20 protein-coding genes and 1 tRNA gene are annotated in these 21,191 nt (G+C 78.4%); 11 read left to right on the forward strand and 10 right to left on the reverse strand.

Features of this window, described 5'->3' with window-relative positions:
- Positions 1-2: 2 nt before the first annotated feature.
- Positions 3-425, forward strand: a complete 423-nt coding sequence (locus D5H78_RS00315; protein WP_119948428.1) for a tetratricopeptide repeat protein — start codon at positions 3-5, stop codon at positions 423-425.
- Positions 426-434: 9 nt separating this feature from the next.
- On the opposite strand, the gene D5H78_RS00320 is transcribed toward D5H78_RS00315, so the two are convergent.
- From D5H78_RS00320 to D5H78_RS00340, 5 genes are all read right to left on the reverse strand, one after another.
- Positions 435-734, reverse strand: coding sequence for a hypothetical protein (locus D5H78_RS00320; protein WP_119948429.1), 300 nt, complete (start codon positions 732-734; stop codon positions 435-437).
- A gap of 78 nt (positions 735-812) precedes the next feature.
- Complete coding sequence (locus D5H78_RS00325) at positions 813-1,658, reverse strand: SDR family NAD(P)-dependent oxidoreductase (RefSeq protein WP_119948430.1); 846 nt, start codon at positions 1,656-1,658, stop codon at positions 813-815.
- Positions 1,655-3,124, reverse strand: coding sequence for a flavin-containing monooxygenase (locus D5H78_RS00330; RefSeq protein WP_245941564.1), 1,470 nt, complete (start codon positions 3,122-3,124; stop codon positions 1,655-1,657). The genes D5H78_RS00325 and D5H78_RS00330 overlap by 4 nt, the downstream gene beginning before the upstream one ends.
- Positions 3,125-3,171: 47 nt before the next feature.
- Complete coding sequence (locus tag D5H78_RS00335; RefSeq protein ID WP_177891075.1) at positions 3,172-4,752, reverse strand: ABC transporter permease; 1,581 nt, start codon at positions 4,750-4,752, stop codon at positions 3,172-3,174.
- On the reverse strand, positions 4,749-5,660 hold the full coding sequence (locus D5H78_RS00340) for an ABC transporter ATP-binding protein (protein ID WP_119948431.1): 912 nt from the start codon (positions 5,658-5,660) through the stop codon (positions 4,749-4,751). The genes D5H78_RS00335 and D5H78_RS00340 overlap by 4 nt, the downstream gene beginning before the upstream one ends.
- 84 nt (positions 5,661-5,744) lie before the next feature.
- Between D5H78_RS00340 and D5H78_RS00345 the strand changes: the two genes are divergently transcribed.
- From D5H78_RS00345 to D5H78_RS00370, 6 genes are all read left to right on the forward strand, one after another.
- The gene (locus D5H78_RS00345) at positions 5,745-6,260 is read left to right on the forward strand and encodes a GbsR/MarR family transcriptional regulator (protein ID WP_218566067.1); all 516 of its coding nucleotides are present in this window, start codon (positions 5,745-5,747) and stop codon (positions 6,258-6,260) included.
- A tRNA-Ser gene (locus D5H78_RS00350) sits at positions 6,246-6,332 on the forward strand. Before D5H78_RS00345 ends, D5H78_RS00350 begins: the two co-directional genes overlap by 15 nt.
- Positions 6,333-6,455: 123 nt before the next feature.
- Positions 6,456-7,460, forward strand: coding sequence for a hypothetical protein (locus D5H78_RS00355; RefSeq protein ID WP_133411969.1), 1,005 nt, complete (start codon positions 6,456-6,458; stop codon positions 7,458-7,460).
- A gap of 58 nt (positions 7,461-7,518) precedes the next feature.
- The gene (locus tag D5H78_RS00360; RefSeq protein ID WP_119949227.1) at positions 7,519-9,798 is read left to right on the forward strand and encodes a heavy metal translocating P-type ATPase; all 2,280 of its coding nucleotides are present in this window, start codon (positions 7,519-7,521) and stop codon (positions 9,796-9,798) included.
- A 39-nt stretch (positions 9,799-9,837) separates the two neighbouring features.
- Positions 9,838-10,023, forward strand: coding sequence for a hypothetical protein (locus D5H78_RS00365; protein ID WP_119948433.1), 186 nt, complete (start codon positions 9,838-9,840; stop codon positions 10,021-10,023).
- Between the two features lie 81 nt (positions 10,024-10,104).
- The gene (locus D5H78_RS00370; protein ID WP_119948434.1) at positions 10,105-10,383 is read left to right on the forward strand and encodes a putative quinol monooxygenase; all 279 of its coding nucleotides are present in this window, start codon (positions 10,105-10,107) and stop codon (positions 10,381-10,383) included.
- 630 nt (positions 10,384-11,013) lie between these two features.
- Here the strand turns inward: D5H78_RS00370 and D5H78_RS00375 are convergent.
- Together D5H78_RS00375 and D5H78_RS00380 are read right to left on the reverse strand one after the other, a co-directional pair.
- Positions 11,014-11,346 (reverse strand): TraR/DksA family transcriptional regulator, encoded by a 333-nt coding sequence (locus D5H78_RS00375; protein WP_119948435.1) that lies wholly within the window; start codon positions 11,344-11,346, stop codon positions 11,014-11,016.
- Positions 11,343-12,707 (reverse strand): MFS transporter, encoded by a 1,365-nt coding sequence (locus D5H78_RS00380; protein ID WP_119948436.1) that lies wholly within the window; start codon positions 12,705-12,707, stop codon positions 11,343-11,345. Before D5H78_RS00380 ends, D5H78_RS00375 begins: the two co-directional genes overlap by 4 nt.
- A gap of 127 nt (positions 12,708-12,834) precedes the next feature.
- Here D5H78_RS00380 and D5H78_RS00385 point away from each other — a divergent pair, with 127 nt between their 5' ends.
- On the forward strand, positions 12,835-13,839 hold the full coding sequence (locus D5H78_RS00385; RefSeq protein ID WP_218566068.1) for an SDR family oxidoreductase: 1,005 nt from the start codon (positions 12,835-12,837) through the stop codon (positions 13,837-13,839).
- Between the two features lie 51 nt (positions 13,840-13,890).
- On the opposite strand, the gene D5H78_RS00390 is transcribed toward D5H78_RS00385, so the two are convergent.
- Positions 13,891-16,209 (reverse strand): MMPL family transporter, encoded by a 2,319-nt coding sequence (locus tag D5H78_RS00390; protein ID WP_119948437.1) that lies wholly within the window; start codon positions 16,207-16,209, stop codon positions 13,891-13,893.
- Between the two features lie 174 nt (positions 16,210-16,383).
- Here D5H78_RS00390 and D5H78_RS00395 point away from each other — a divergent pair, with 174 nt between their 5' ends.
- Positions 16,384-17,100: a TetR/AcrR family transcriptional regulator gene (locus D5H78_RS00395; RefSeq protein WP_165865535.1), complete on the forward strand. Its 717-nt coding sequence runs from the start codon at positions 16,384-16,386 to the stop codon at positions 17,098-17,100.
- Positions 17,101-17,142: 42 nt separating this feature from the next.
- On the opposite strand, the gene D5H78_RS00400 is transcribed toward D5H78_RS00395, so the two are convergent.
- On the reverse strand, positions 17,143-17,487 hold the full coding sequence (locus tag D5H78_RS00400) for an MGMT family protein (protein ID WP_119948439.1): 345 nt from the start codon (positions 17,485-17,487) through the stop codon (positions 17,143-17,145).
- Between the two features lie 16 nt (positions 17,488-17,503).
- Here D5H78_RS00400 and D5H78_RS00405 point away from each other — a divergent pair, with 16 nt between their 5' ends.
- Both D5H78_RS00405 and D5H78_RS00410 read left to right on the forward strand, forming a co-directional pair.
- Positions 17,504-18,742, forward strand: coding sequence for a lycopene cyclase family protein (locus D5H78_RS00405; RefSeq protein WP_218566069.1), 1,239 nt, complete (start codon positions 17,504-17,506; stop codon positions 18,740-18,742).
- A 10-nt stretch (positions 18,743-18,752) separates the two neighbouring features.
- Complete coding sequence (locus D5H78_RS00410; RefSeq protein WP_119948441.1) at positions 18,753-19,661, forward strand: cation diffusion facilitator family transporter; 909 nt, start codon at positions 18,753-18,755, stop codon at positions 19,659-19,661.
- Positions 19,662-19,674: 13 nt separating this feature from the next.
- On the opposite strand, the gene D5H78_RS00415 is transcribed toward D5H78_RS00410, so the two are convergent.
- Positions 19,675-21,165 carry a putative bifunctional diguanylate cyclase/phosphodiesterase gene (locus D5H78_RS00415; RefSeq protein WP_165865536.1) on the reverse strand — a complete coding sequence of 497 codons (1,491 nt, stop codon included), beginning with the start codon at positions 21,163-21,165 and terminating at the stop codon, positions 19,675-19,677.
- Positions 21,166-21,191 lie beyond the last annotated feature (26 nt).

Consider the following 21,191-nt stretch of genomic DNA (forward strand, 5'->3'; position numbering starts at 1 on the left):
CCATGACCAGCACCCCGGGGACCGGCACCCCGCCGACGACCACCCCGCCGGCGACGTCAACCGCCCTCGCCGCGCCCGCCGCGCTGGCGGCGCTCGTCGCGCCGGCGCAGGACGACGCGTACGCGGCCTACCGCGAGGCCGAGCTGCTGCTCGACGCGGGCCGCGCCGCCGAGGCGGCGCGGGTCGCCGCGACCGTGGTGGCGGCCGCGCCGGGGGACGTGGCCGCGCTGGAGCTGCACGCGCGGGCCCTCTTCGCCTCCGCGCAGCTGCGCCGGGCCGAGGCGGCGCTGCGCGCGCTCGTCGAGCGCCGGCCGGACGACGGGTGGGCCCGCTTCGCGCTGGCGCGCACCCTCGAGCGGCAGAGCCGCGGCGCCGAGGCCGGCGAGCACCGGCGCCTGGCGGCCGCGCTCGGCGTCACCGGCTGAGGGGGCCCCTCAGGCGGCGGCAGCGCGGAGCGGCGCCGGCTCGTCGAGGGCCCGCAGGGCGCGGGCGAGCTCGCGCCGGGTGAGCGCCAGGGGCGCCTGCCCGGGCGCGAGCAGCTCCCACAGGTCGCGGCGGGGCTGCACGCGCACGTGCGCGGGGCCGAGCAGCGCCACCCAGCCGTGCGGCGTGCGGCGCAGGTCGCGCAGGGCGCCCGGGCCGCGGAGCCCCGCCTCGGCGGCGAGGTCGAGGAGCACCTCGGCGACCCGCCGCCCGGCGAGCCGCTCGACGAGGTGGTGCGCGTACGAGCCCATGCGGTCCTCCGGTCCTGCGCGTCGCTGGTCGTCCCCCATCGGCGCGCGGGCGCCGCGACCTGAGCGGGCCGGGCGGCGTCAGCCGCGCGCCACCCGGACGGCGGACAGCGCGTCGAGGGCGCGCCCGTACGAGGCGGGGGCGGCCCGGGCGAGCAGGTCCGGCACCCGGGCGCTCGCGCCGACGAGCACGCGCGGGCGGCGCCGTTCGACGCCGCGCAGCACCGCCTCGGCCGCCGTGCGGGGCGCGATGGTGAGCAGCCGGGCGAAGGCGGCGCGGGCCGCCGCCGCGCGCTCGGGGTCGACGCCGGCCCCGACGCGCGCGGTGGCCGCGATGCGGGTGGCCACGCCGCCGGGGTGCACGCACGTGACGCCGACCTCGCCCGCGAGCTCGTGGCGGAGCGCCTCGGTGAGCCCGCGCAGCCCGAACTTGCTCGCCGCGTACGCCGCCTGCCCCGCCGGGGCGACGAGGCCGTACACGCTCGACACCGTCACCAGGTGCGCGCCGGGGTTGCGCCGCAGCACCGGGACGAGGGCGTGCGTGAGCACCACCGCCGCGCGCAGGTTGACGTCGAGGACCCACTCGACGTCCTCGAGCGACACCTCGTCGTAGCGCCCGGCCAGGGCGACGCCGGCGTTGCTGACGACCAGCGTCGTCCCCGGGTGCCCGGCCGCGACCGCCCGGGCGGCGTCGACGGCGGCCGCGCGGTCGGCGAGGTCGACGACCCGGGTGGCGACCTGCAGGCCGGGGTGCCGCGCGCGCAGCCCGGCCGCGACCGCCCCCAGCCGCCCGCCCTGCCGGTCCAGGAGCACCAGGTGGCTGCCGCGCCGGGCCAGGCCCTCGGCGAGCGCCTCCCCGATGCCCCCGGCGGCCCCGGTGACGATGGCGGTGCCGCCGGCGAAGGCGTACGGCCCGAGCCGGCTCACGCCGCCCGCCCGGGCGCCGGCGCGTCGAACCGCACCCCGTCGGTGAGCGGGCCCCAGCGCAGCAGCCGCAGGTCGCGCAGGTAGTCCTGGTGCAGCCGCCACGGCGCCGCCGGCCCCTGCCGCGGCAGCCGGCCCGCACCCCGCAGGACGTAGCCGGACCGCAGGTCGATGAGCGGCACGAGGTCCTCCTCGGGCAGGTCGGGCGCGACGGGGACGACCGAGCGGTGCCCGGTCCGGTCGAGGTGGCGCAGCAGCCGGCTGACGTACGTCGCCACGAGGTCGGCCTTGAGCGTCCAGGACGCGTTGGTGTAGCCGACCGTGAGGGACAGGTTGGGCACGCCGCCGAGCATGAGCCCCTTGTACGCCAGGGTGCGCGCCGGGTCGACCTCCTCGCCGTCGACGACGAGGCGCAGGCCGCCGAGCGCCAGGAGCTCCAGGCCCGTGGCGGTGACGACGACGTCGGCGGGCAGCGTACGGCCGCTGGCAAGGGCTATCCCGTCGGTCACGAACCGCTCGACCGCGTCCGTGACCACCTCGGCCCGGCCCTCGCGCACGACGCGGAACAGGTCGCCGTCCGGCACGACGCACAGCCGCTGGTCCCAGGGGTCGTACGACGGCGTGAAGTGGGTGGCGACGTCGTAGCCGGGCGGCAGCTGCGCCGCGGCCCGCCGCTGCAGGAGCGCCGCGACCCGCTGCGGCCGGCGCCGGCTGGCGCGGTAGAGGGCCCGGCTCAGCAGCACGTTCTTCCAAAGGACGACGGGGCGGACCACCGGCCCGGGGAGCGCCCGCCGCAGCCGGCGCGCCAGCGGGTCGTCCGACGGCAGCGCCAGGACCCACGAGGGCGAGCGCTGCAGCATCGTCACCCGCGCCCCCCGCGCGGCGAGCGCCGGGACGAGCGTGACCGCCGTCGCGCCGCTGCCGACGACGACCACGTCGCGCCCGGCCACCTCGAGGTCCTGCGGCCAGTGCTGCGGGTGCACCACGTCGCCGCGGAACGCCTCCCGCCCGGGGAAGGCCGGCGCGTACCCCGCGTCGTAGCGGTAGTAGCCCGTGCAGGCGGCGAGCCACGAGCAGGTGAGGCGCAGCTCGTCCCCGGTGTCCCCGCGCGCGACGGTGAGGGTCCAGCGGGCGTCGGCGGACGACCACGCGGCGGCGACCACGCGGTGGTGCAGGCGCACGCGCCGGTCGACGCCGGTCTCCGCGGCGGTCTCGCGCAGGTACGCCAGGATCGACGCCCCGTCGGCGATGGCCCGGGGGCCCCGCCAGGGGCGGTCGGCGTACCCCAGGGTGTGCATGTCCGAGTCGGAGCGGACCCCGGGGTAGCGGAACAGGTCCCAGGTCCCGCCCGTCGCGCCCCGGGCCTCGAGCACGGCGACGCTGCGGTGCGGGTGGTCCCGCAGCAGGCGCGCGGCCATGCCGGTGCCGGACAGCCCGGCCCCCACGACGACGACGTCCACGTGCTCCACGCTGCGGGCCCTCCTCCTCGACGGCCCGTCCACGCTAACCCGTTGCCTCAGGCCACGTCCCGCCGCCGGTAGCCGGCCAGCGCCCCCGCCGCCAGGGCGGCGGCGAGGGCGGTGAGGACGGCCAGCGGCAGCACCCGCAGCGGCGCGGCCGGCAGGCCGGGCACGTGCCAGAACGGCGAGAGCGCCGCGACGGCGTCGGGGAGGGACAGCAGGTCGCCGAGCCAGCCCACCACGAAGCACCCCGCGAGCAGCGCCCACGCCGCGAGCGCGGCGCCCGGCGCCCAGCCGACGAGCAGCGCGGCCACGCCCGCCACGACGAGCACGGCGGGCACGTGCGCCAACGCGGCGCCGAGCAGCCCGGGGACGGCCGACGCGTCGCCGGTCGCCAGGGCGTGCGAGGTGCCCGCGCCGAGCCCGCCCGCCGCGACCACGAGCACGGTGCCCGCGACCGTGACGCCGAGCGAGCCGAGCAGCCAGCGGCCGCGGGAGAGCCCGGTCGCGAGCAGCGCCTCGGCGCGCCCCGCCGCCTCCTCGGCGCGCACCCGCAGCACGGAGCCGACGGCGTACCCCGTGGACAGCAGCGCGAGCAGCAGCACCACGGTCGCGAAGAACGCGTCCACGACGTCGGCGCCGCCCGCCGCGAGGACCTCGCCCAGGTCCGGGTTGCCCTCGACGATCGACTCCACCTCCCGCCCGAACGCCCCGAAGGCGAGGCCGGCCAGCAGGACGCCGGCCGTCCAGCCGAGGAGCGAGCCGCGCTGCAGGCGCAGCGCGAGGCCGGCGCCGCTGCCCAGGAGCGCGCCCCCGCGCGCAGGGCCCGGCCGGTCGGCGACGAGCCCGCCGCCGAGGTCCCGCCGGCCGAGCAGCGCCACCGCGGCCGCGGCGAGGAGGACCGTGGCCGCGAGGCTCGGCAGCAGCGGCCACCAGCGGTCGCCGCCGTACGCGTGGACCCCCTGGGACCAGCCCAGCGGGGACGCCCAGGACCAGGCGGTCCCCGTGACGTCGCCGACCGCGCGGAGCAGGAAGGCCGCCGCGAGCACCGCGCCGGCGAGCCCGAGCGCCCCGCGGGAGTGCGCGGACACCTGCGCCGCGCACGCGGCCACCGCGGTCAGCACGAGCCCGGCCGCGGCGACGGAGGCGCCGTACAGGAGCGAGCCCCGGGCCGGCAGGCCGAGGGGGAGCAGCGAGAGCGCGATCCCGGCCCCGACGACGAGGCAGGCGGTGCCCACCACCAGCAGCGCCGCGGCGAGGGGCGCCGCCCGGCCGACGGGGGCCGAGCGCAGCAGCTCGGTCCGCCCCTCCTGCTCCTCGCCGCGCGTGTGGCGCACGACGAGGAACACGCCCATGAGGCAGGTGGCGAGCAGCGCCGTCGTGCTGGACTCGAACACGACGATGCCGCCGAGCGTGTCGAGCGCGACGGGCGGGCCGTTGAGGGCCGTGCTGGCCGGGCTGCTGCCGACGGTCCGCTCGTACGCCGCCACCTCCTCCGGCGTGCCGTAGAGCGACGGCAGCGCGGCGGCGGTGGCGTGCACCAGCCCGACGACGGCGACCACCCACACCGGCAGGCGGACGCGGTCGCGGCGCAGGGCGAGCCGGGCCAGCGCGCCCGTGCCCGCGAGCGCGTTCACGGCGCCACCGCCGCCGGCTCCTCGACCCGGTCGCCGTAGTGGCGCAGGAACAGCTCCTCGAGCGTGGGCGGGTGCGCCGTCAGGCTCCGCACGCCGAGCGCCGCCAGGTGCCGCACCGCCCCGTCGAGGTGGTCGGCGTCGACGTCGAAGGACACGCGCCGGCCCTCGAGGCGCGGCGAGCGCACGCCCGGGACCGCGCCGATCCCGACCGCCGGCCGCTCGGTCTCGGCCACCACCGTCGTGCGGGTGAGGTGGCGCAGGTCGGCGAGGGTGCCGCTCTGCACGGTGCGCCCGGCCCGGACGATGCTCACCCGGTCGCAGAGCGCCTCCACCTCCGCGAGGACGTGGCTCGACAGCAGGACGGTGCGGCCCGCGCCGCGGGCCTGCGCCACGCAGTCGCGGAACACCGCCTCCATGAGCGGGTCGAGCCCGGACGTCGGCTCGTCGAGGACGAGCAGCTCCGCGTCGGACGCGAGCGCAGCGACCAGCGCGACCTTCTGCCGGTTGCCCTTCGAGTAGCCGCGGGCCCGCTTGGACGGGTCGAGCTCGAACCGCTCGAGCAGCGCGTCGCGCCGCCGGGGGTCGAGCCCGCCGCGCAGCCGGCCGAGCAGGTCGACCGCCTCGCCGCCGGTCAGCTGCGGCCACAGCGTGACGTCGCCGGGGACGTACGCGAGCCGGCGGTGCAGCGCCACCGCGTCGCGCCACGGGTCGCCCCCGAGCACCCGCGCGGCGCCGCCGTCGGCCCGCTGCAGCCCCAGCAGCACCCGGATCGTCGTGGACTTGCCGGCGCCGTTGGGGCCGAGGAAGCCGTGCACCTCGCCGGTGCGCACCCGCAGGTCCAGCCCGTCGAGGGCGCGGGTGCGCCCGAACCGCTTGACGAGCCCCTCGGCCACGATCGCGTCGTCCACGGCGCCGAACGTACACAGCCTTCACCACCTTGTGAAGATCGAGAAGGTCGTGCACAGTGAGCGCCACCGGCGAGGGGAGCGGGCGTGGAGCAGGACGACGGGCGCGACGACCTGCTGCGGGCGGTCGAGCTCGTGGCGCAGTCGCTGGAGTCCTCGGGCATGCCCCGGATGGCGGCTCGCGTCTTCGCGTACGTCCTCGCCGAGGACGCCGAGCGCTACACCGCCGCGGACCTCGCCGAGGGCCTGCGGATCAGCCCGGCCGCGGTCTCCGGGGCGGTGCGCTACCTCGTCCACGCCCGGATGCTGTTCCGCGAGCGCGAGCCGGGCCGCCGGGGCGACGTCTACCGGGTCTACGACGACGACGTCTGGCGGGCGATCATGCTCGCCCAGCTCCCGGTCATGGAGCACTGGGAGGCGGTGGTCGGCGAGGCGGTCGCCCTCGTGGGCGCCGACCGCCCGGGCGGCGCGCGGCTCGCCGAGACGCAGGAGTTCTTCCGCTTCCTGCGCGAGGAGATGGCCGGGGTGGTGGCGCGGTGGGGCGAGCACCGGGGCCGGCTCCGGGCGCCTGGCACGATGGGGCCGCCGGGAGGGCTCGCCTAGTGGCCGATGGCGGCGGTCTTGAAAACCGCTAGGGGCTCGCGCTCCTCGTGGGTTCGAATCCCACGCCCTCCGCCGGGAGGACGGCGCCGCAGGTACCCCCTGGGGGTACTTGCGGCGGCCGTCCGGGCGGCGTACCGTCGTACCCCGTAGGGGTACCCGTGCCGCGGGTGCCCGCACCCGACCGGGGAGGACCCCATGAGGACGCCGGTGAAGGTCGCCGCGTACGTCGCCGCGCTCGGCGCGGTCCTCGCCGCCGCCACCGGCGTGGGGGCCGCGGTGGGGCCGCTCGACGAGCCCGCGCCGCCCGCCCACGCGGCCGGGCACGCCGCTGGGAACGCGACCGGGCACGCGACCGGGCACGCCGCCGCAGAGCCCGTGCGGGCCCCGGCGCCCGGCGGCCTGGCGGTGGCGCAGGACGGCTACGCGCTGCGCCTCGCGCAGCGGGCGTTGCCGGCCGGGGAGGGCGTCCCGCTCGCGTTCCGCCTCGAGGGGCCGGACGGGCGTGCCGTGACGGCGTACGACGAGCGCCACGAGCGCGACCTGCACCTCGTCGCCGTGCGCCGCGACCTCACCGGCTTCCAGCACGTGCACCCCCGCCTCGGCGCCGACGGCACCTGGAGCGTGCCGCTCGACCTGACGCCGGGGGCGTGGCGGGTCGTCGTCGACACCGCCCCCCGCGGGTACGACGGCTCCCTCGTCCTCGGCGCGGACCTGCTCGTCCCCGGCGACCACGAGCCGGAGCCGCTGCCGGCGCCCGCGACGGCCGCGACCGCCGACGGCTACGAGGTCACCCTCGACGGGGGGCTCGTGCCCGGCGAGCCGTCCACCCTCGCCTTCACCGTGACCCGCGACGGCCGCCCCGTGACCGACCTGCAGCCCTACCTCGGCGCGTACGGCCACCTCGTCGCCCTGCGCGACGGCGACGTCGGGTACCTCCACGTCCACCCCGAGGGCGAGCCCGGGGACGGCACCACCGAGCCCGGGCCGCGCGTCGCGTTCACCGCGACGGCGCCGTCGCCCGGGGACTACCGCCTGTTCCTCGACCTGCGGCACGGCGGGACCGTGCGCACGGTGGCCTTCACGGTCCGCGCGGGTGAGCCGGCCGGGGACCCCGCCGCCGACCCGGCCGACCCGGCCGACCCGGCCGGAGCCCCGCGCACCGACCACCCCGCCGACCACCCCGCCGACCACGACCACTGAGGGGACCCCCGTGAGCACCACCGACGACGGCACCCGCGTCGAGCTCGCCATCGGCGGGATGACCTGCGCCTCCTGCGCCGCCCGCGTCGAGAAGCGCCTCAACCGGCTCGAGGGCGTGACGGCCACCGTCAACTACGCGACGGAGAAGGCGCGCGTCACGCACGACGGCAGCGTCCCCGTCGAGGACCTCGTGGCGGCCGTGGAGCGGGCCGGGTACACCGTGCGGGTCCCCGAGCCGCCCCGGCCCGCCACCCCTGAGGGGGCCCCCGAGGCGGCCGCCGACCCCGTGCGGCCGCTGCGCGAGCGCCTCCTCGTCTCGGCCGCCCTCGCCGTGCCCGTCGTGCTGCTGGCGATGGTGCCGGCGCTGCAGTTCACGTACTGGCAGTGGCTCTCGCTCGCCCTCGCCGCGCCCGTCGTGATCTGGGGCGCCTGGCCGTTCCACCGGGCCGCGTGGACCAACCTGCGCCACGGCACCTCGACCATGGACACGCTCGTCTCGGTGGGCGTGCTCGCCGCCTTCGGGTGGTCGCTGTACGCGCTGTTCCTCGGCACCGCCGGCGAGCCCGGGATGGTGCACGGCTTCACGCTCGCGGTGGAGCGCGGCGACGGCAGCGACGACGTCTACCTCGAGGTCGCCGCCGGCGTGACGACGTTCCTGCTCGCCGGGCGCTGGCTCGAGGCGCGCTCGAAGCGGCGGGCCGGCGCGGCCCTGCGCGCCCTGCTGGAGCTCGGCGCCAAGGAGGTGACCGTGCTCCGCGGCGGTCGCGAGGAGCGCGTCCCGGTGGAGCAGCTGCGCGTCGGGGACGCGTTCGTCGTGCGGCCCGGGGAGAAGCTCGCGACCGACGGCACGGTCCTCGAGGGGTCCTCGGCCGTCGACGCGTCGATGCTCACGGGCGAGTCCGTGCCGGTCGAGGTGGGCCCGGGCGACGCGGTCGTCGGCGCCACCGTCAACGCCGGCGGCCGGCTCGTCGTGCGCGCCACCCGGGTCGGCGCGGAGACCCAGCTGGCGCAGATGGCCCGGCTCGTGGAGGACGCGCAGGCCGGCAAGGCCGAGGTGCAGCGCCTCGCCGACCGCGTCTCCGGGGTGTTCGTGCCCGTCGTCATCGGCCTGGCCGTCGCCACCCTCGGCTTCTGGCTCGGCGCCGGGGCGGGCACGGCCACCGCCGTCACCGCCGCCGTCGCGGTGCTCATCATCGCCTGCCCCTGCGCGCTCGGGCTCGCGACGCCGACCGCCCTCATGGTCGGCACCGGCCGCGGCGCGCAGCTCGGCATCCTCATCAAGGGCCCCGAGGTCCTCGAGCAGACCCGCCGCGTCGACACCGTCGTCCTCGACAAGACCGGCACCGTCACGACCGGGCGCATGGCGCTGCTCGACGTCGTGCCCGCGGCGGGCGAGGACCGCGAGGAGGTCCTGCGGGTCGCCGGCGCGCTCGAGGCCGCCTCGGAGCACCCCGTCGCCCGGGCCGTCGCCGAGGCGGCGGCGCAGGCCGGCCCGCTGCCCGCGGTCGAGGGGTTCGCGAACGTCGAGGGGCTCGGCGTGCAGGGCGTCGTCGAGGGCCGCGCCGTCGTCCTCGGCCGTCCCCGCCTGCTCGCGGACTGGTCCCAGGAGCTGCCCGACGACCTGGCCGCCGCGCGGGCGTCGGCCGAGTCCGAGGGCCGTACGGCGGTCGCGGTCGGCTGGGACGGGCGGGCCCGCGGCCTGCTCGTCGTCGCCGACGCGGTCAAGCCGACCTCCGCGGAGGCCGTGCGCCGGCTCCGCGCGCTCGGCCTGCGCCCGGTGCTGCTCACCGGCGACAACGCCGCCGTCGCCCGCGCCGTCGCCGCGGAGGTCGGCATCGACGCCGACGCCGTCGTCGCCGAGGTCCTGCCGCAGGACAAGGTCGACGTGGTCGCGCGGCTGCAGGCCGAGGGCCGGGTCGTCGCGATGGTCGGCGACGGGGTCAACGACGCCGCCGCGCTCGCCCGGGCCGACCTGGGCCTGGCGATGGGCACGGGCACGGACGTCGCCATCGAGGCCTCCGACCTCACCCTCGTCCGCGGCGACCTGCGCGCCGCCGCCGACGCGATCCGGCTGGCCCGGCGCACGCTCGGCACCATCAAGGGCAACCTCTTCTGGGCGTTCGCCTACAACGTCGCCGCCCTGCCCCTCGCCGCCGCGGGCCTGCTCAACCCGATGCTCGCGGGCGCGGCGATGGCGCTGTCGTCGGTCTTCGTCGTCACGAACAGCCTGCGGCTGCGCCGCTTCCGACCGCTCGCGGACGACGCGGTCGACGGCGGGGCCGGGGCCCAGCGGCCGGTCCCCGCGCCGGAGGGGGTCGGGGCGGCCCGCCGCGGGTAGGCCGCCGACGCCCGTACCACCGGACCCCGGAGCCCGACCGTGGCGTTCCTCGCCCGCCTCACCGCGTACGCCCTCGCCGGCGCCGTCCTCGGCCTCGCGGCCGGGCTGCTCCTGCGCGCGCTCGGCGTCGTCGACAACCCCTTCTGGGCCGCGAGCGCCGGCATCCTCGCCGGCGCCGTCCTCTGCCCCCTGCAGGAGCAGCGGCGCCGCCGGCCCGGCGGCTGAGGCGATGACTCCGCGCCCGCCCGGCGGTCCACCGTCGGGCCGGTGAGGACCGGCGGCGACCGGCGAGGGCGAGGAGGGGCCGTGGTCATCGTGGCAGGGGCGTTGTGGGTGGACCCCGCGGCGCGGCAGGCGTACCTGGAGGACTGCGCGGACGTCGTCCGCCAGGCGCGGCGGGCCGAGGGCTGCCTCGACTTCTCCCTCGCCCCCGACCTGCTCGACCCGGGGCGGGTGGACGTCTACGAGCGGTGGGCCGGCGAGGCCGAGCTGCACCGCTTCCGCGGCGCCGGCCCCTCCGGCGGCGCGTGGGACGCGATCCGCGAGGCGCGGGTGGAGGACTACCGGGTCGTCGTGGCGGACTGACCCGGCGCCGCGGGGCCCGCGGGGCCCGCGGGCTCCCGCACTCGGCGCTCGGGCGTCTCGTACGGTCCCCTGTCCGGTTTGCGCAACGGATGCGCGGCGCGTCGCGCCCGCAGGCCGCCGACACGCCGCTCCGGGGGCACCGTCGCGTGCGCAGGACGGGCACGGGGTGCGCGCAGCGTGCGCACACCCGGGTCCCGCCGCCGGCCGGGCACCGTCGTGTGCGTACACCCCCGGGGGACGCGCCCGGCGCCGGGCCCCTGTCCGGTTTGCGCAACGCATGCGCGGCGTGTCGTGCGGCTAGGCCCCCGACACGCCGCTCCGGGAGCACCGTCGTGTGCGCAATCCGGGCAGCTGCGGCGGACGCGCCGCTCCGGGTGCCCCGTCGTGTGCGCAAATCGGGCAGTTGCGGCGGACGCGCCGCTCCGGGTGCACCGTCGTGTGCGCAATCCGGGCGGTTGCGGCGGACACGCCGCTCCGGGTGCACCGTCGTGTGCGCAATCCGGGCGGCTCCGGCGGACACGCCGCTCCGGGAGCACCGTCGTGTGCGCAAGTCGGGCAGCCCCGGCGGACACGCCGCTCCCGGTGCCCCCGTCGTGTGCGCAATCCGGGCAGCCCCGGCGGACACACCCCTCAGCGGGCGCAGTCGATGCAGCGGGTGGCGCCGGGGCGGGCCTCGAGGCGGGCGGGGGCGATGGGGCGGCCGCAGGAGGCGCAGGTGCCGTACGTGCCGTCGGCCACCCGGCGCAGGGCGCCCTCGAGCTCGTCGCGGGTGCGCAGGGCCTGCTGGAGCAGGTGGTCGACCTGGGCGCGCTCGAAGGCGATGGTGGCGCCCTCGGGGTCGTGCTCGTCGTCGGCGTTGGACGCCTCGGAGGCGGCGACGATGCCGGCGTGCTGCGCCTCGAGGGCGGCGACGTCGGCGCGGACCTGCGCGAGGCGGGCCCGCAGCCCGTCCTCGGGGGTCACCCGGCGGCCCGTACGGCGTCGGGCTCCGGCTCGGCCTCCAGGGTGCGGCCGGTGAGCTCGGGCAGGCCCCACGCGGCGAGGGCGGCGAGCGCGAAGGCCGCGGCGAAGACGCCGAACACCAGGCCGTTGCCGCCGGCGTCGCGCAGCGGCGGGACGGCGAGGGGGGCGAGGATCGAGGCGATGCGCCCGAAGCCGGCGGCCCAGCCGGCGCCGGTCGCGCGCAGGGCGGTCGGGTAGACCTCGGGGGTGGCGGCGTACAGGGCCCCCCAGGCGCCGAGGTTGAAGAAGGACAGCGCCATCCCCCAGGCGAGCACCGTGGTGGTGCTCCCGGCGGTGCCGAAGAGCGCCGCGGCGACGGCCGAGCCGGCGAGGAACGCCGACAGGGTGCGGCGCCGGCCCCAGCGCTCGACGAGCCAGGCGGCGACGGCGTACCCCGGGAGCTGGGCCAGGGTGATGACGAGGGTGTAGCCGAACGACCGGACGAGGTCGAGCCCCGAGGCGACGAGCAGCGTCGGCAGCCAGATGAAGGCGCCGTAGTACGAGAAGTTGATGCCGAACCACACCGCCCACAGCGCCGCGGTGCGCCGGCGCCGGCCGGGCGCCCACAGCGCCGCCGGCCCCGGTGCGGGCGCGTCCGGGTGCGGCGCGGGCGGCGGCCCGTCCGGGGCGGGGACGCCGGCGGCGCGCTCGAAGCGGCGCACCGCCTCCTCGGCCTCGGCGTCGCGGCCGCGCCGCTCGAGGAACCGCACCGACTCGGGCAGGCCGCGGCGGACCACGACCGCGTACGCCGCGGGCGCCGCGCCGAGCACGAACGCCCAGCGCCACCCGTCGTCGCCCTGGGGGACGACCACGTACCCGATGACGGCGGCGAGGACCCAGCCGACCGCCCAGAACGCCTCGAGCAGCACGACGACGCGCCCGCGGATGCGGGCGGGGGCGTACTCGCTGACGAGGGTGGAGGCCACGGGCAGCTCCGCGCCGAGCCCGACGCCGATGAGGAAGCGGAAGACGAGCAGCGACGCGACCGACCAGGACAGGGCGGCGGCGCCGGTGGCGACGCCGTACACGAGCAGGGTGAGGGCGAAGACCTGACGGCGGCCGACCCGGTCGGCGAGCAGCCCGCCGAGGCTCGCGCCCAGCGCCATGCCGACGAAGCCGACCGAGCCGATCCACGACAGCTCGCCCGCGGACAGGTCCCACTGCACGGCGAGCGCCGCCATGACGAAGCTGATGAGCCCGACGTCCATCGCGTCCAGGGCCCAGCCGACGCCGGAGCCGACGACGAGCCGGCGGTGGGCCGGGGTGAAGGGCAGGGCGTCGAGCCGCTGCGCGCGGCTCGGCGCGGTCGGGGGGTGCGCCATGGGGACCTGCGTACCCACCGACGGCCGGTCCACGACCGCGGTTCCCGCACCCGCCGGCGCGGGCAGGGGGCGGGGTACGGCGCCGGCGACGGCCGGGGAGCGCCGGGCGCGGGGGAAGGGGACGCACGTGGCGCAGGAGCGGCAGGTCGTGGTGGTCACCGGGGCGAGCGCGGGGGTGGGCCGGGCGGTCGCCCGGGCGTACGCCGAGCGCGGGGCGGCGGTCGCGCTGCTCGCGCGGGGTGAGACCGGGCTGGCCGCGGCCGCGCGCGACGTGCGGGCCCGTGGGGGCGAGGCGCTCGAGCTGCCGGTGGACGTGGCCGACGCGGAGGCGGTGCGCGAGGCCGCGGAGCGCGCGGAGCGCGCGCTCGGGCCGGTCGACGTGTGGGTCAACGGCGCGTTCTCCTCGGTCTTCGCGCCGTTCCGCCGCATCGCCCCCGACGAGTTCGAGCGGACGACGGCGGTGACGTACCTCGGGTTCGTCAACGGCACCCGCGCCGCGCTGGACCTCATGGTGCCGCGGGACCGGGGCGTCGTCGTGCAGGTCGGCTCGGCGCTGGCCTACCGGGGGATCCCGCTGCAGAGCGCGTACTGCGGTGCGAAGCACGCCATCCAGGGCTTCACCGAGTCGGTGCGCTGCGAGCTCCTGCACGAGGGCAGCCGGGTCCGGCTGACGATGGTGCAGCTGCCGGCCGTCAACACCCCGCAGTTCGACTGGCTGCGCAACCGGCTCCCGCGGCACGCGCAGCCGGTGCCGCCGATCTACCAGCCCGAGGTGGCCGCGCGCGCGGTGCTGCACGCCGCGGACCACCCCCGGCGGCGCGAGTACTGGCTCGGCGCCAGCACCGTGGGGACGATCCTCGCCGACAGGGTCGCGTCGGGGCTGCTGGACCGCTACCTCGCCCGCACCGGCTACGCGAGCCAGCAGGACGACCGGCCGAACGACCCGTCGCGGGAGGGCAACCTCTGGTGGCCGGCGGACGGGCCCGACGGCGAGGACCACGGCGCGCACGGCACCTTCGACGACGTCGCCCACGCCCGCTCCCCGCAGTGGGAGCTCAACGTGCGCAAGGGCCGGGTCGCGGCCGCCGCCGCCGGCGTCGCCGCCCTGGCCCTCGGCGCCCGCCGCCGCTGAGCGCGCCGCGGCCCGGCCCCCGTGGCGAGGACCGGGCCGCGGGAGCGCGGGTCAGGCGGGCTGCGGCGCGCCCTCCGGCCGCGGGGCCGGCGCGGGCGCCGGCTCCGGGACCTCGAGCCGCCCCTCGACGTGCAGCGCGGGCACGGCGCGGTCGAGCCAGCGGGGCATCCACCAGTTCGCCCGGCCCAGCAGGTGCATCGCGGCGGGGACGAGGAGCAGGCGCACCACCGTGGCGTCGACGAGGATCGCCGCGGCCAGGCCGATGCCGATGACCTTGAGGAACACCGCGGGGCTCGGCACGAACGCGCCGAAGACGACGACCATGATCGCGGCCGCGGCGGTGATGACGCGCGCGGTGCCGGCCAGGCCGGCGAGGACGGAGCCGGCGTTGTCGCCCGTGCGGACCCACGCCTCGCGCATCCGGGCCACGAGGAAGACCTCGTAGTCCATCGAGAGCCCGAAGAGCACCGCGAACATGAGCACCGGGATGAACGCCGGCAGCGGCGTCTCGCCGTCGATCCCGACGAGCTGCCCGGCCCAGCCGCCCTGCAGGACGAGCGCCACCACCCCGTACGCCGCGGCGATGGACAGCAGGTTCATCACGGCCGCGGTGAGCGCGACGACGACCGAGCGGAACGCGGCGACGAGCAGCAGCACCGACAGGGCCACCACGCCGCCGATGAGCAGCGGCAGCCGCGAGGCGACGTCCTCGTTGGAGTCGACCGCGGAGGCGGTGACGCCGCCGACGTGCACGAGCGCGCCGGTGCCGGCGGTGGCCGCGGGGACGACGTCGTCGCGCAGGCGGTGGACGAGGTCCTCGGTGGCCGAGGACTGCGGGCCGCTCGTCGGGACGACGGTGAGGACGGCGGTGTCGCCGGCCGGGTTGGGCTGCGCCGGGGTCACCGACGCGACGCCCGGGGTCGCGGCCAGCGCCGCGCGCAGCGGGTCCAGGGCCGCGGTGTCGCCGGGCCGCCCGAGCTCGGCGGCGAGCAGCAGCGGGCCGTTCGCGCCCGGGCCGAAGCCGTCGGCGACGAGGTCGTACGCGGTGCGGGTGGAGGTGCCCACCGGGTCGTTGCCGGCGTCGGGGAAGCCGAAGCGCAGCCCGAGCGCGGGAGCGGCGAGCACGAGCAGCGCTGCGACGCCCGCGACCGCGGCGAGCACGCGGTGCCGCTGCACGGTGCGGCTCCACGCCGTCCAGCGCGGCGACGGGGCGTGCCCGGCGGCGCGGGCCCGGGCGCGCCGGGGCAGGGGCAGGCGCAGCCGGTCGACGTGCCGGCCGAGGTAGCCGAGCAGGGCCGGGAACAGCGTGACGGACGCGGCCAGCACGACGAGCACGGCGAGGATGGTCACGAGCGCCGCGCCGCGCATGTAGGTCAGGCCCATCGCGAAGAGGCCGAGCATGCTCACGACGACCGTGGTGCCGGCGACGACGACCGCGCGGCCCGCGGTGTCGAGCGTCGCCCCCGCGGCCTCCTCCGAGCCCAGACCGGCCTCGCGCCACTCGCGGTAGCGGGTGACCATGAGCAGCGCGTAGTCGATGCCGATCCCGATGCCCATCATCGTCGCGAGCGACGTCGACCAGTCCGGCACGGCGACGAGCCCGGCGACGACCCCGGTCAGCAGCCCGCTGACCGCGAGGCCGCCGAGCGCGACGAGCAGCGGCAGGCCCGCGGCGACGACCGACCCGAAGACGAGCAGCAGCACCACGGTCGCGGCGGCCAGGCCGATCGCCTCCGAGCCGACCTCGCCCTGCTGCGCCTGCGCGACCACCTGGCCGCCGAGGGCGACCTCGAGGCCCGGGCGCTCCGCGGCCTCGGCGATCGCGAGCATCTCCTCGGCGTCCTCGACCGGCACGTCGACGGGGTTGACGACGTCGAGGCGCAGGTGCCCCAGCGCCGTGCGCCCGTCGGCGCTGACCGAGCCCGGCTGCGCGTACGGGTCCTCGACCGCCGCCACGTGGGGGGCGCCGCCGAGCTCGGCGAGCAGGGCGGCGACGTCCGCGCGCACCTCCGGCGCCGTCACCGGGCCCTCGGAGCGCACCACGACGTCGACCGTGTCGCCGCTGGCGGCGGGGAACCGCTGCTGGAGCAGGTCCTGCGCCTGGCGGCTGTCCGAGCCCGGCACCGAGTAGTCGGCCTCGAACTCGCCGGACGCCGTCACCGACAGCACGAGGGCGCCGACCAGGGCGGCGACCCACAGCAGCACCACCCGGCCGCGGCGGCGGTGGGCGAGCCGGCCGAGGCGGCCGAGCGGGCCGAGGCCGCCGAGGTCGGGCAGGCCGGACGGGCCGGGCGCGCCGGGCGAGGGGGGCGAGGGGGGCGAGGGGGACGGGTCGGGCGGAGCGGTGCGCGGTCCGGGCAGGCGGGGCATGCCGGGTCCTTCCATGACGAGACGTCAGCGAGGTGACGAGGACTCTGATCCGTGAAGCGCCTTCACGAAAGCGCAGGGCCGTCACGCTGTCAAGGGTGTTAACGTCGGTGACGACCATTCGCACGACGAGGAGGCCGCATGGCGGAGGGAGCCGCGGGAGGCGCCCCGGGATACGTGCCGACGAGGCGCGAGCGCGCCCGGGCGGCGACGGTGGACGAGATCAAGCAGACCGCGCTGCGCCTCGTGCGCGAGCGCGGCACCACCGACGTCCCGTTCGCCGACGTGGCGCGCGCCATGGGGATGACCGCCCCGGCGCTCTACCGCTACTTCGCCGACCGCGACGCGCTGCTCACCGCGCTGCTCACCGACGCGTACGGCGACCTGGCCGACGCGCTGGCCGGGGCCGCGGCGCAGGTGCCGGAGGACGACCTCGGGTCCCGCCTGCTCGTCGTGGGCCGCGCCTACCGCGACTGGGCCCGGCGCGAGCCCCAGCGGTTCGCGCTGATGTTCGGCCTGCCCGTCCCGGGCTACCACGCGCCGGAGGAGGGCCCGCTCACCGAGGCCGCGAAGCGGGCGGTGCGCAACCTGCACGGGCTCATGACCTCCGCCGCCGCCGCGGGGCGGCTCGGGCCGCCGCTGCTCACCGGGGTGGCGGAGCCGGTCGCGCAGGAGATGTGCGCGACCCAGGAGGGCTGGTACGACGACCCGCTGCCGGCCGACAGCTACCAGGCGATGCTGCACCTGTGGTCGCTGCTGCAGGGCGCGGTGACCCTCGACGCGTACGGGCACTTCGACTGGCTGTCCGAGGCGACCCGCGACGCCCTCTTCGACGCGCAGGTCCGCCTCGGTGCGCGCCTGGCCGGCCTCCCGGAGCCGCCTGAGGGCGCCTGAGCGGCGCGGGCACCGCCGTCCCGGGCCGCCTCGGGGGCACCCTCAGGCGGGCGGGCGGCCGTCCCACCGCGCCGCGGCGAGGTCGACCCGCCCGTCCTCGACCGGCACCCCCTCGGCGGCGAGCCGGGCCAGGGCGCGCTCGCGCCCGACCGGCGCGGGCCGGCCGTCGGCGAGCACGACCCGCCACCACGGCACGTCGTGCCCGTGGTGCGCGAGCACCACCCCGACCGCCCGCGGGCTGGACTCGCCGAGCCACTCGCGCACGTCGCCGTAGGTCATCACGCGCCCGGCCGGCACCTGCGCGACCACCTCGAGCACCCGCTCGGCGTACGCGCTCGGCTCGTGCGCGCTCCTCGGTCCCACCGCCCCGCCCACGCGGCGCAGCATGCCCGATGCTGGGGCCGTGCCCACCCGCCCCGCCGTCCGCGCCGAGCCCGACACCACCGACCTGACCGCGGACGTCGCCGTGGTGGGGGCCGGCGCCGCGGGGCTCGCGCTGGCCGACGCCCTGGCCCGCCGCGGCGCGGGCGAGCGGGTCGCGCTGCTCGAGACGCCCCGGGCGGACCTGCGCAGCCCGGAGCGCACCTGGTGCTCCTGGCAGGACCCGGCCTCCCCGGCGCTCGCCGGGTCGGTCGGCGCGGTGTGGCCGCACGCCGACGTCGTCGGGCCCGGCGGCGCCCGGCAGCGGCTCGACCTGCCCGTGCCGTACGTCCTCGTGCGCAGCGGCGACCACGCGCGGGCGGTGGGCGCGCGGCTGGCCGCCGCCGGTGCCCGGCGGCTCGCGGTGACGGTGACCGGGCTGCGGGACTCCCCGGACGAGCCGCGCGCGGTGGTGCGCGGGCACGACGCCGAGGGCCGGCCGGTGCGGGTGCGGGCCCGGTGGGTCGTCGACACCCGCCCGCCGCGCCTGCCCCCCGAGGTGCCGCCCGGGCGCACCCGGCTGCTGCAGCACTTCCGCGGCTGGTTCGTGCGCACCCGCGAGGACGCCTTCGACCCGGCGGCCGCCGTGCTCATGGACTTCCGCCCGCCGCAGCCGCCGGGCGAGGTGGCCTTCGGCTACGTCCTGCCGACGTCGCCGCGCGAGGCGCTGGTCGAGTACACCGGGTTCTCCGCGGCGCCGCTGGACGGCGCCGGCTACGACGCGGCCCTGCGGGCGTACGCGGCCACGGCGGGCCTGCCGCCGTTCGACGTGGTCGCGGTGGAGCAGGGCGTCGTGCCCATGACCGACGAGCCGCTGCCGCGGGTCGTCGGGCCGCGCACGGTGCGCCTCGGCACCGCGGGCGGGGCGACGCGGCCCTCGACGGGCTACACGTTCGCCGCCGCGCTGCGCCAGGCCGAGGCCGTGGCCGGCGCCCTCGTCGCCGGGCGCCCGCCGGTGCCGCCGCGAGCGTACCGCCGACGGCACCTGGCCATGGACTCCCTGCTCCTGCGCGCCCTGGTGACGGGGCGGGTCGAGGGCGCGGCCTTCCTCGCCGACCTCTTCGCCCGGCACCCGGCCGAGCGGGTCGTGCGCTTCCTCGACGGCGCGACGTCCCCGTGGGAGGACCTCGCGCTCATGCGGACCGCCCCGCGCGGCCCGATGCTCGCCACGGTCGCGGAGCGCGCCCTGCCGCGGGGACTGCGCCGCCAGCCCCGGGGGTAGTCGGTCGCCCGTGGCGGAGACGGGCGGCACGACCAGGACGGTCCTCGTGGCGACGGCCGCGAACGGGCTCATCGCGGTGGCCAAGGGCGTGGCGGCCGTGCTCACCGGCTCGGCGGCGCTGCTCGCCGAGACGCTGCACTCGGTGGCGGACACGGCCAACGAGGTGCTGCTCTTCGTGGGCCTGCGCCGCAGCGAGCGCCGGGTGGACCCCGAGCACCCCTTCGGCTGGGGGCAGGAGCGCTACTTCTGGTCGCTGCTCGCCGCCGTCGGCATCTTCGTCGTGGGCGGGGTCGCCTCGGTGTACGAGGGCGTGCGCGCCCTCCGCGAGCCCGAGCCGCTCGGCTCGGTGTGGCCGGGCGTCGCCGTGCTGGTCCTCTCGGCGGCCCTCGAGGGCTGGTCGTGGCGCACGGCCCGGCGCGAGCTGAGCGGCGACGCCGCCCGGCGGCGGATGTCGCGCCGGCGCTTCATGCAGGTGTCCTCCGACCCCGCGGCGACCACGGTCTACCTCGAGGACTCCGCGGCGCTCGTCGGCATCGCGCTCGCCCTGTCGGCGCTGCTCCTGCACGCCGCCACCGGCGACGCGGTCTGGGACGGCCTCGCGAGCATCCTCATCGGCCTGCTGCTCGTGGCCGTCGCCTTCGTGCTCGTGCGGCGCAACCAGGCCCTGCTCGTGGACACCTCCGCCCCGCAGCCCCTCGTGGACGACCTGCGCCGCGTGGTCGGCGCGCACGGCTGGGTCCGCGAGGTCCCGGCGCTCAGCGCCGTGTGGATCGGTCCGCGGCGCCTGCTCGTCGTCGTCGACGTCCGGGTCGACCCCGAGGGCCCCGCCGCCGGCCTCGTGCAGGACGTGGCGCGGCTGCGCGAGGAGCTGCTGCACCGCCCGTACGTCGCGCGGGCCGAGGTCACGCCGGTCCCGTAGGGGACCGCGCCCGTCAGGGCAGGACGATCTCCTCGCGCCGCAGGTCCACGCCGCCGGTGATGGCCACGAGGACGCGCTCCGGGGGCACCGGCCGGCCGAGGAAGTAGCCCTGGCCGATGCGGAAGTCGAGGTCGGCGACGGCCTGCAGCTCCGAGGCGGTCTCCAGGCCCTCGACGACGGCCTCGAGCCCCAGCGCGGCGGCGAGGTCGGCGACCGCGCGCACGATGGCCTGGTTGTCCGGGTCGGTGTCCAGGCCGACGACGAAGGAGCGGTCGACCTTGACCGCGTCGACCGGGAAGCGCCGCAGGTAGGCGAGCGAGGAGTAGCCGGTGCCGAAGTCGTCCACGACGAGGCGCACCCCGAGGGCCCGCAGGCGCTCGAGGGCCTCGGCGGTCGTGGGGATGTCGCGCATGAGGACGCCCTCGGTCAGCTCGAGCCCCAGGCGGTCGGGCGCGAGCCCGCTGCCCTCGAGCGTGCGGGCGACGACGTCGACGAGCCGGGAGTCCGCCAGCAGGCGCCCGGAGACGTTCACCCAGACCGCGGGGCCGGCGTCACCGAGGTCGCGCCCCCAGGCGGCGGCCTGCCGGCACGCCTCGGCGAGCACCCAGGCGTCGAGGTCGGCGAGCAGCCCGGCCTCCTCCGCGGCCGGCAGGAACGCGCCGGGCCCGAGCAGCTGCCCGTCGGGGTGCGCCCAGCGCACGAGCGCCTCCACGGCGCGCACCTGCCCGCTCGCGAGGTCCACCAGCGGCTGGTAGTGCACGCGCAGCTCGCCGCGCGGGATGGCCCGGTGCAGCGCGGTCTGCAGCTGCATCCGCTCCAGCGCCCGCGCGCGCATCCGCTCGTCGAACACCTTGACGGCGGCGCGCCCGGCGCGCTTCGCGGCGTACATGGCGGCGTCGGCGTCGCGCAGCAGGTCCTGCCCCGGCACCGGCTTCTCGGAGGTGGCGACGCCGACGCTGCCGGAGGAGTAGAGCTCGCGGCGACCGAGGACGAACGGGCGGGCCAGGGCCTGCGCGACGCGCCCCGCGACCTTCTCGGCGGTGGCGGCGTCGGGCAGGTCCTCGCAGAGCACGACGAACTCGTCGCCGCCGAGGCGGGCGAGCGTGTCCTCGGGCCGGATGGCCTCGCGCAGCCGGGTGGACACCTCGACGAGCAGCTGGTCGCCCACGCCGTGGCCGAAGGAGTCGTTGACGTCCTTGAAGTTGTCCAGGTCGGTGTAGATGAGCCCGATCGTCCCGGGGTGCCGGTCGAGCCGGGCGAGGGCGTGGTCGAGCCGGTCGAGCAGCAGCGCGCGGTTGCCGAGCCCGGTGAGGGGGTCGTGCAGCGCCTGGTGCTGCAGCTCCTCGCGGAAGGCGAGCCGCTCCTCGACGCTCTCGGACAGCGCGACGGCCATCCGCCGGACCCGGGCGCGCCACAGGCCCGCGGCGACGGCGGCGCCCGCGGCGCCGGCGGCGAGGGCGGCCTCGCGGGCCGCGCGCCGTACGGGTCGACCGTTCCCGTCCATCCTCGCCATCCCGGTAGGTCATCGCA

This window comes from Vallicoccus soli (assembly GCF_003594885.1).
GTDB classification, from domain to species: Bacteria; Actinomycetota; Actinomycetes; order Motilibacterales; family Motilibacteraceae; genus Vallicoccus; species Vallicoccus soli.

What these genes read in the sequence shown, in the direction of transcription:
- D5H78_RS00315 (WP_119948428.1), top strand. Translation starts at nt 3, where the DNA reads ATGACCAGCACCCCGGGGACCGGCACCCCGCCGACGACCACCCCGCCG.
- D5H78_RS00320 (WP_119948429.1), bottom strand. Translation starts at nt 734, where the DNA reads ATGGGCTCGTACGCGCACCACCTCGTCGAGCGGCTCGCCGGGCGGCGG.
- D5H78_RS00355 (WP_133411969.1), top strand. Translation starts at nt 6,456, where the DNA reads ATGAGGACGCCGGTGAAGGTCGCCGCGTACGTCGCCGCGCTCGGCGCG.
- D5H78_RS00360 (WP_119949227.1), top strand. Translation starts at nt 7,519, where the DNA reads ATGACCTGCGCCTCCTGCGCCGCCCGCGTCGAGAAGCGCCTCAACCGG.
- D5H78_RS00380 (WP_119948436.1), bottom strand. Translation starts at nt 12,707, where the DNA reads ATGGCGCACCCCCCGACCGCGCCGAGCCGCGCGCAGCGGCTCGACGCC.
- D5H78_RS00390 (WP_119948437.1), bottom strand. Translation starts at nt 16,209, where the DNA reads ATGCCCCGCCTGCCCGGACCGCGCACCGCTCCGCCCGACCCGTCCCCC.
- D5H78_RS00400 (WP_119948439.1), bottom strand. Translation starts at nt 17,487, where the DNA reads ATGCTGCGCCGCGTGGGCGGGGCGGTGGGACCGAGGAGCGCGCACGAG.
- D5H78_RS00415 (WP_165865536.1), bottom strand. Translation starts at nt 21,165, where the DNA reads ATGGACGGGAACGGTCGACCCGTACGGCGCGCGGCCCGCGAGGCCGCC.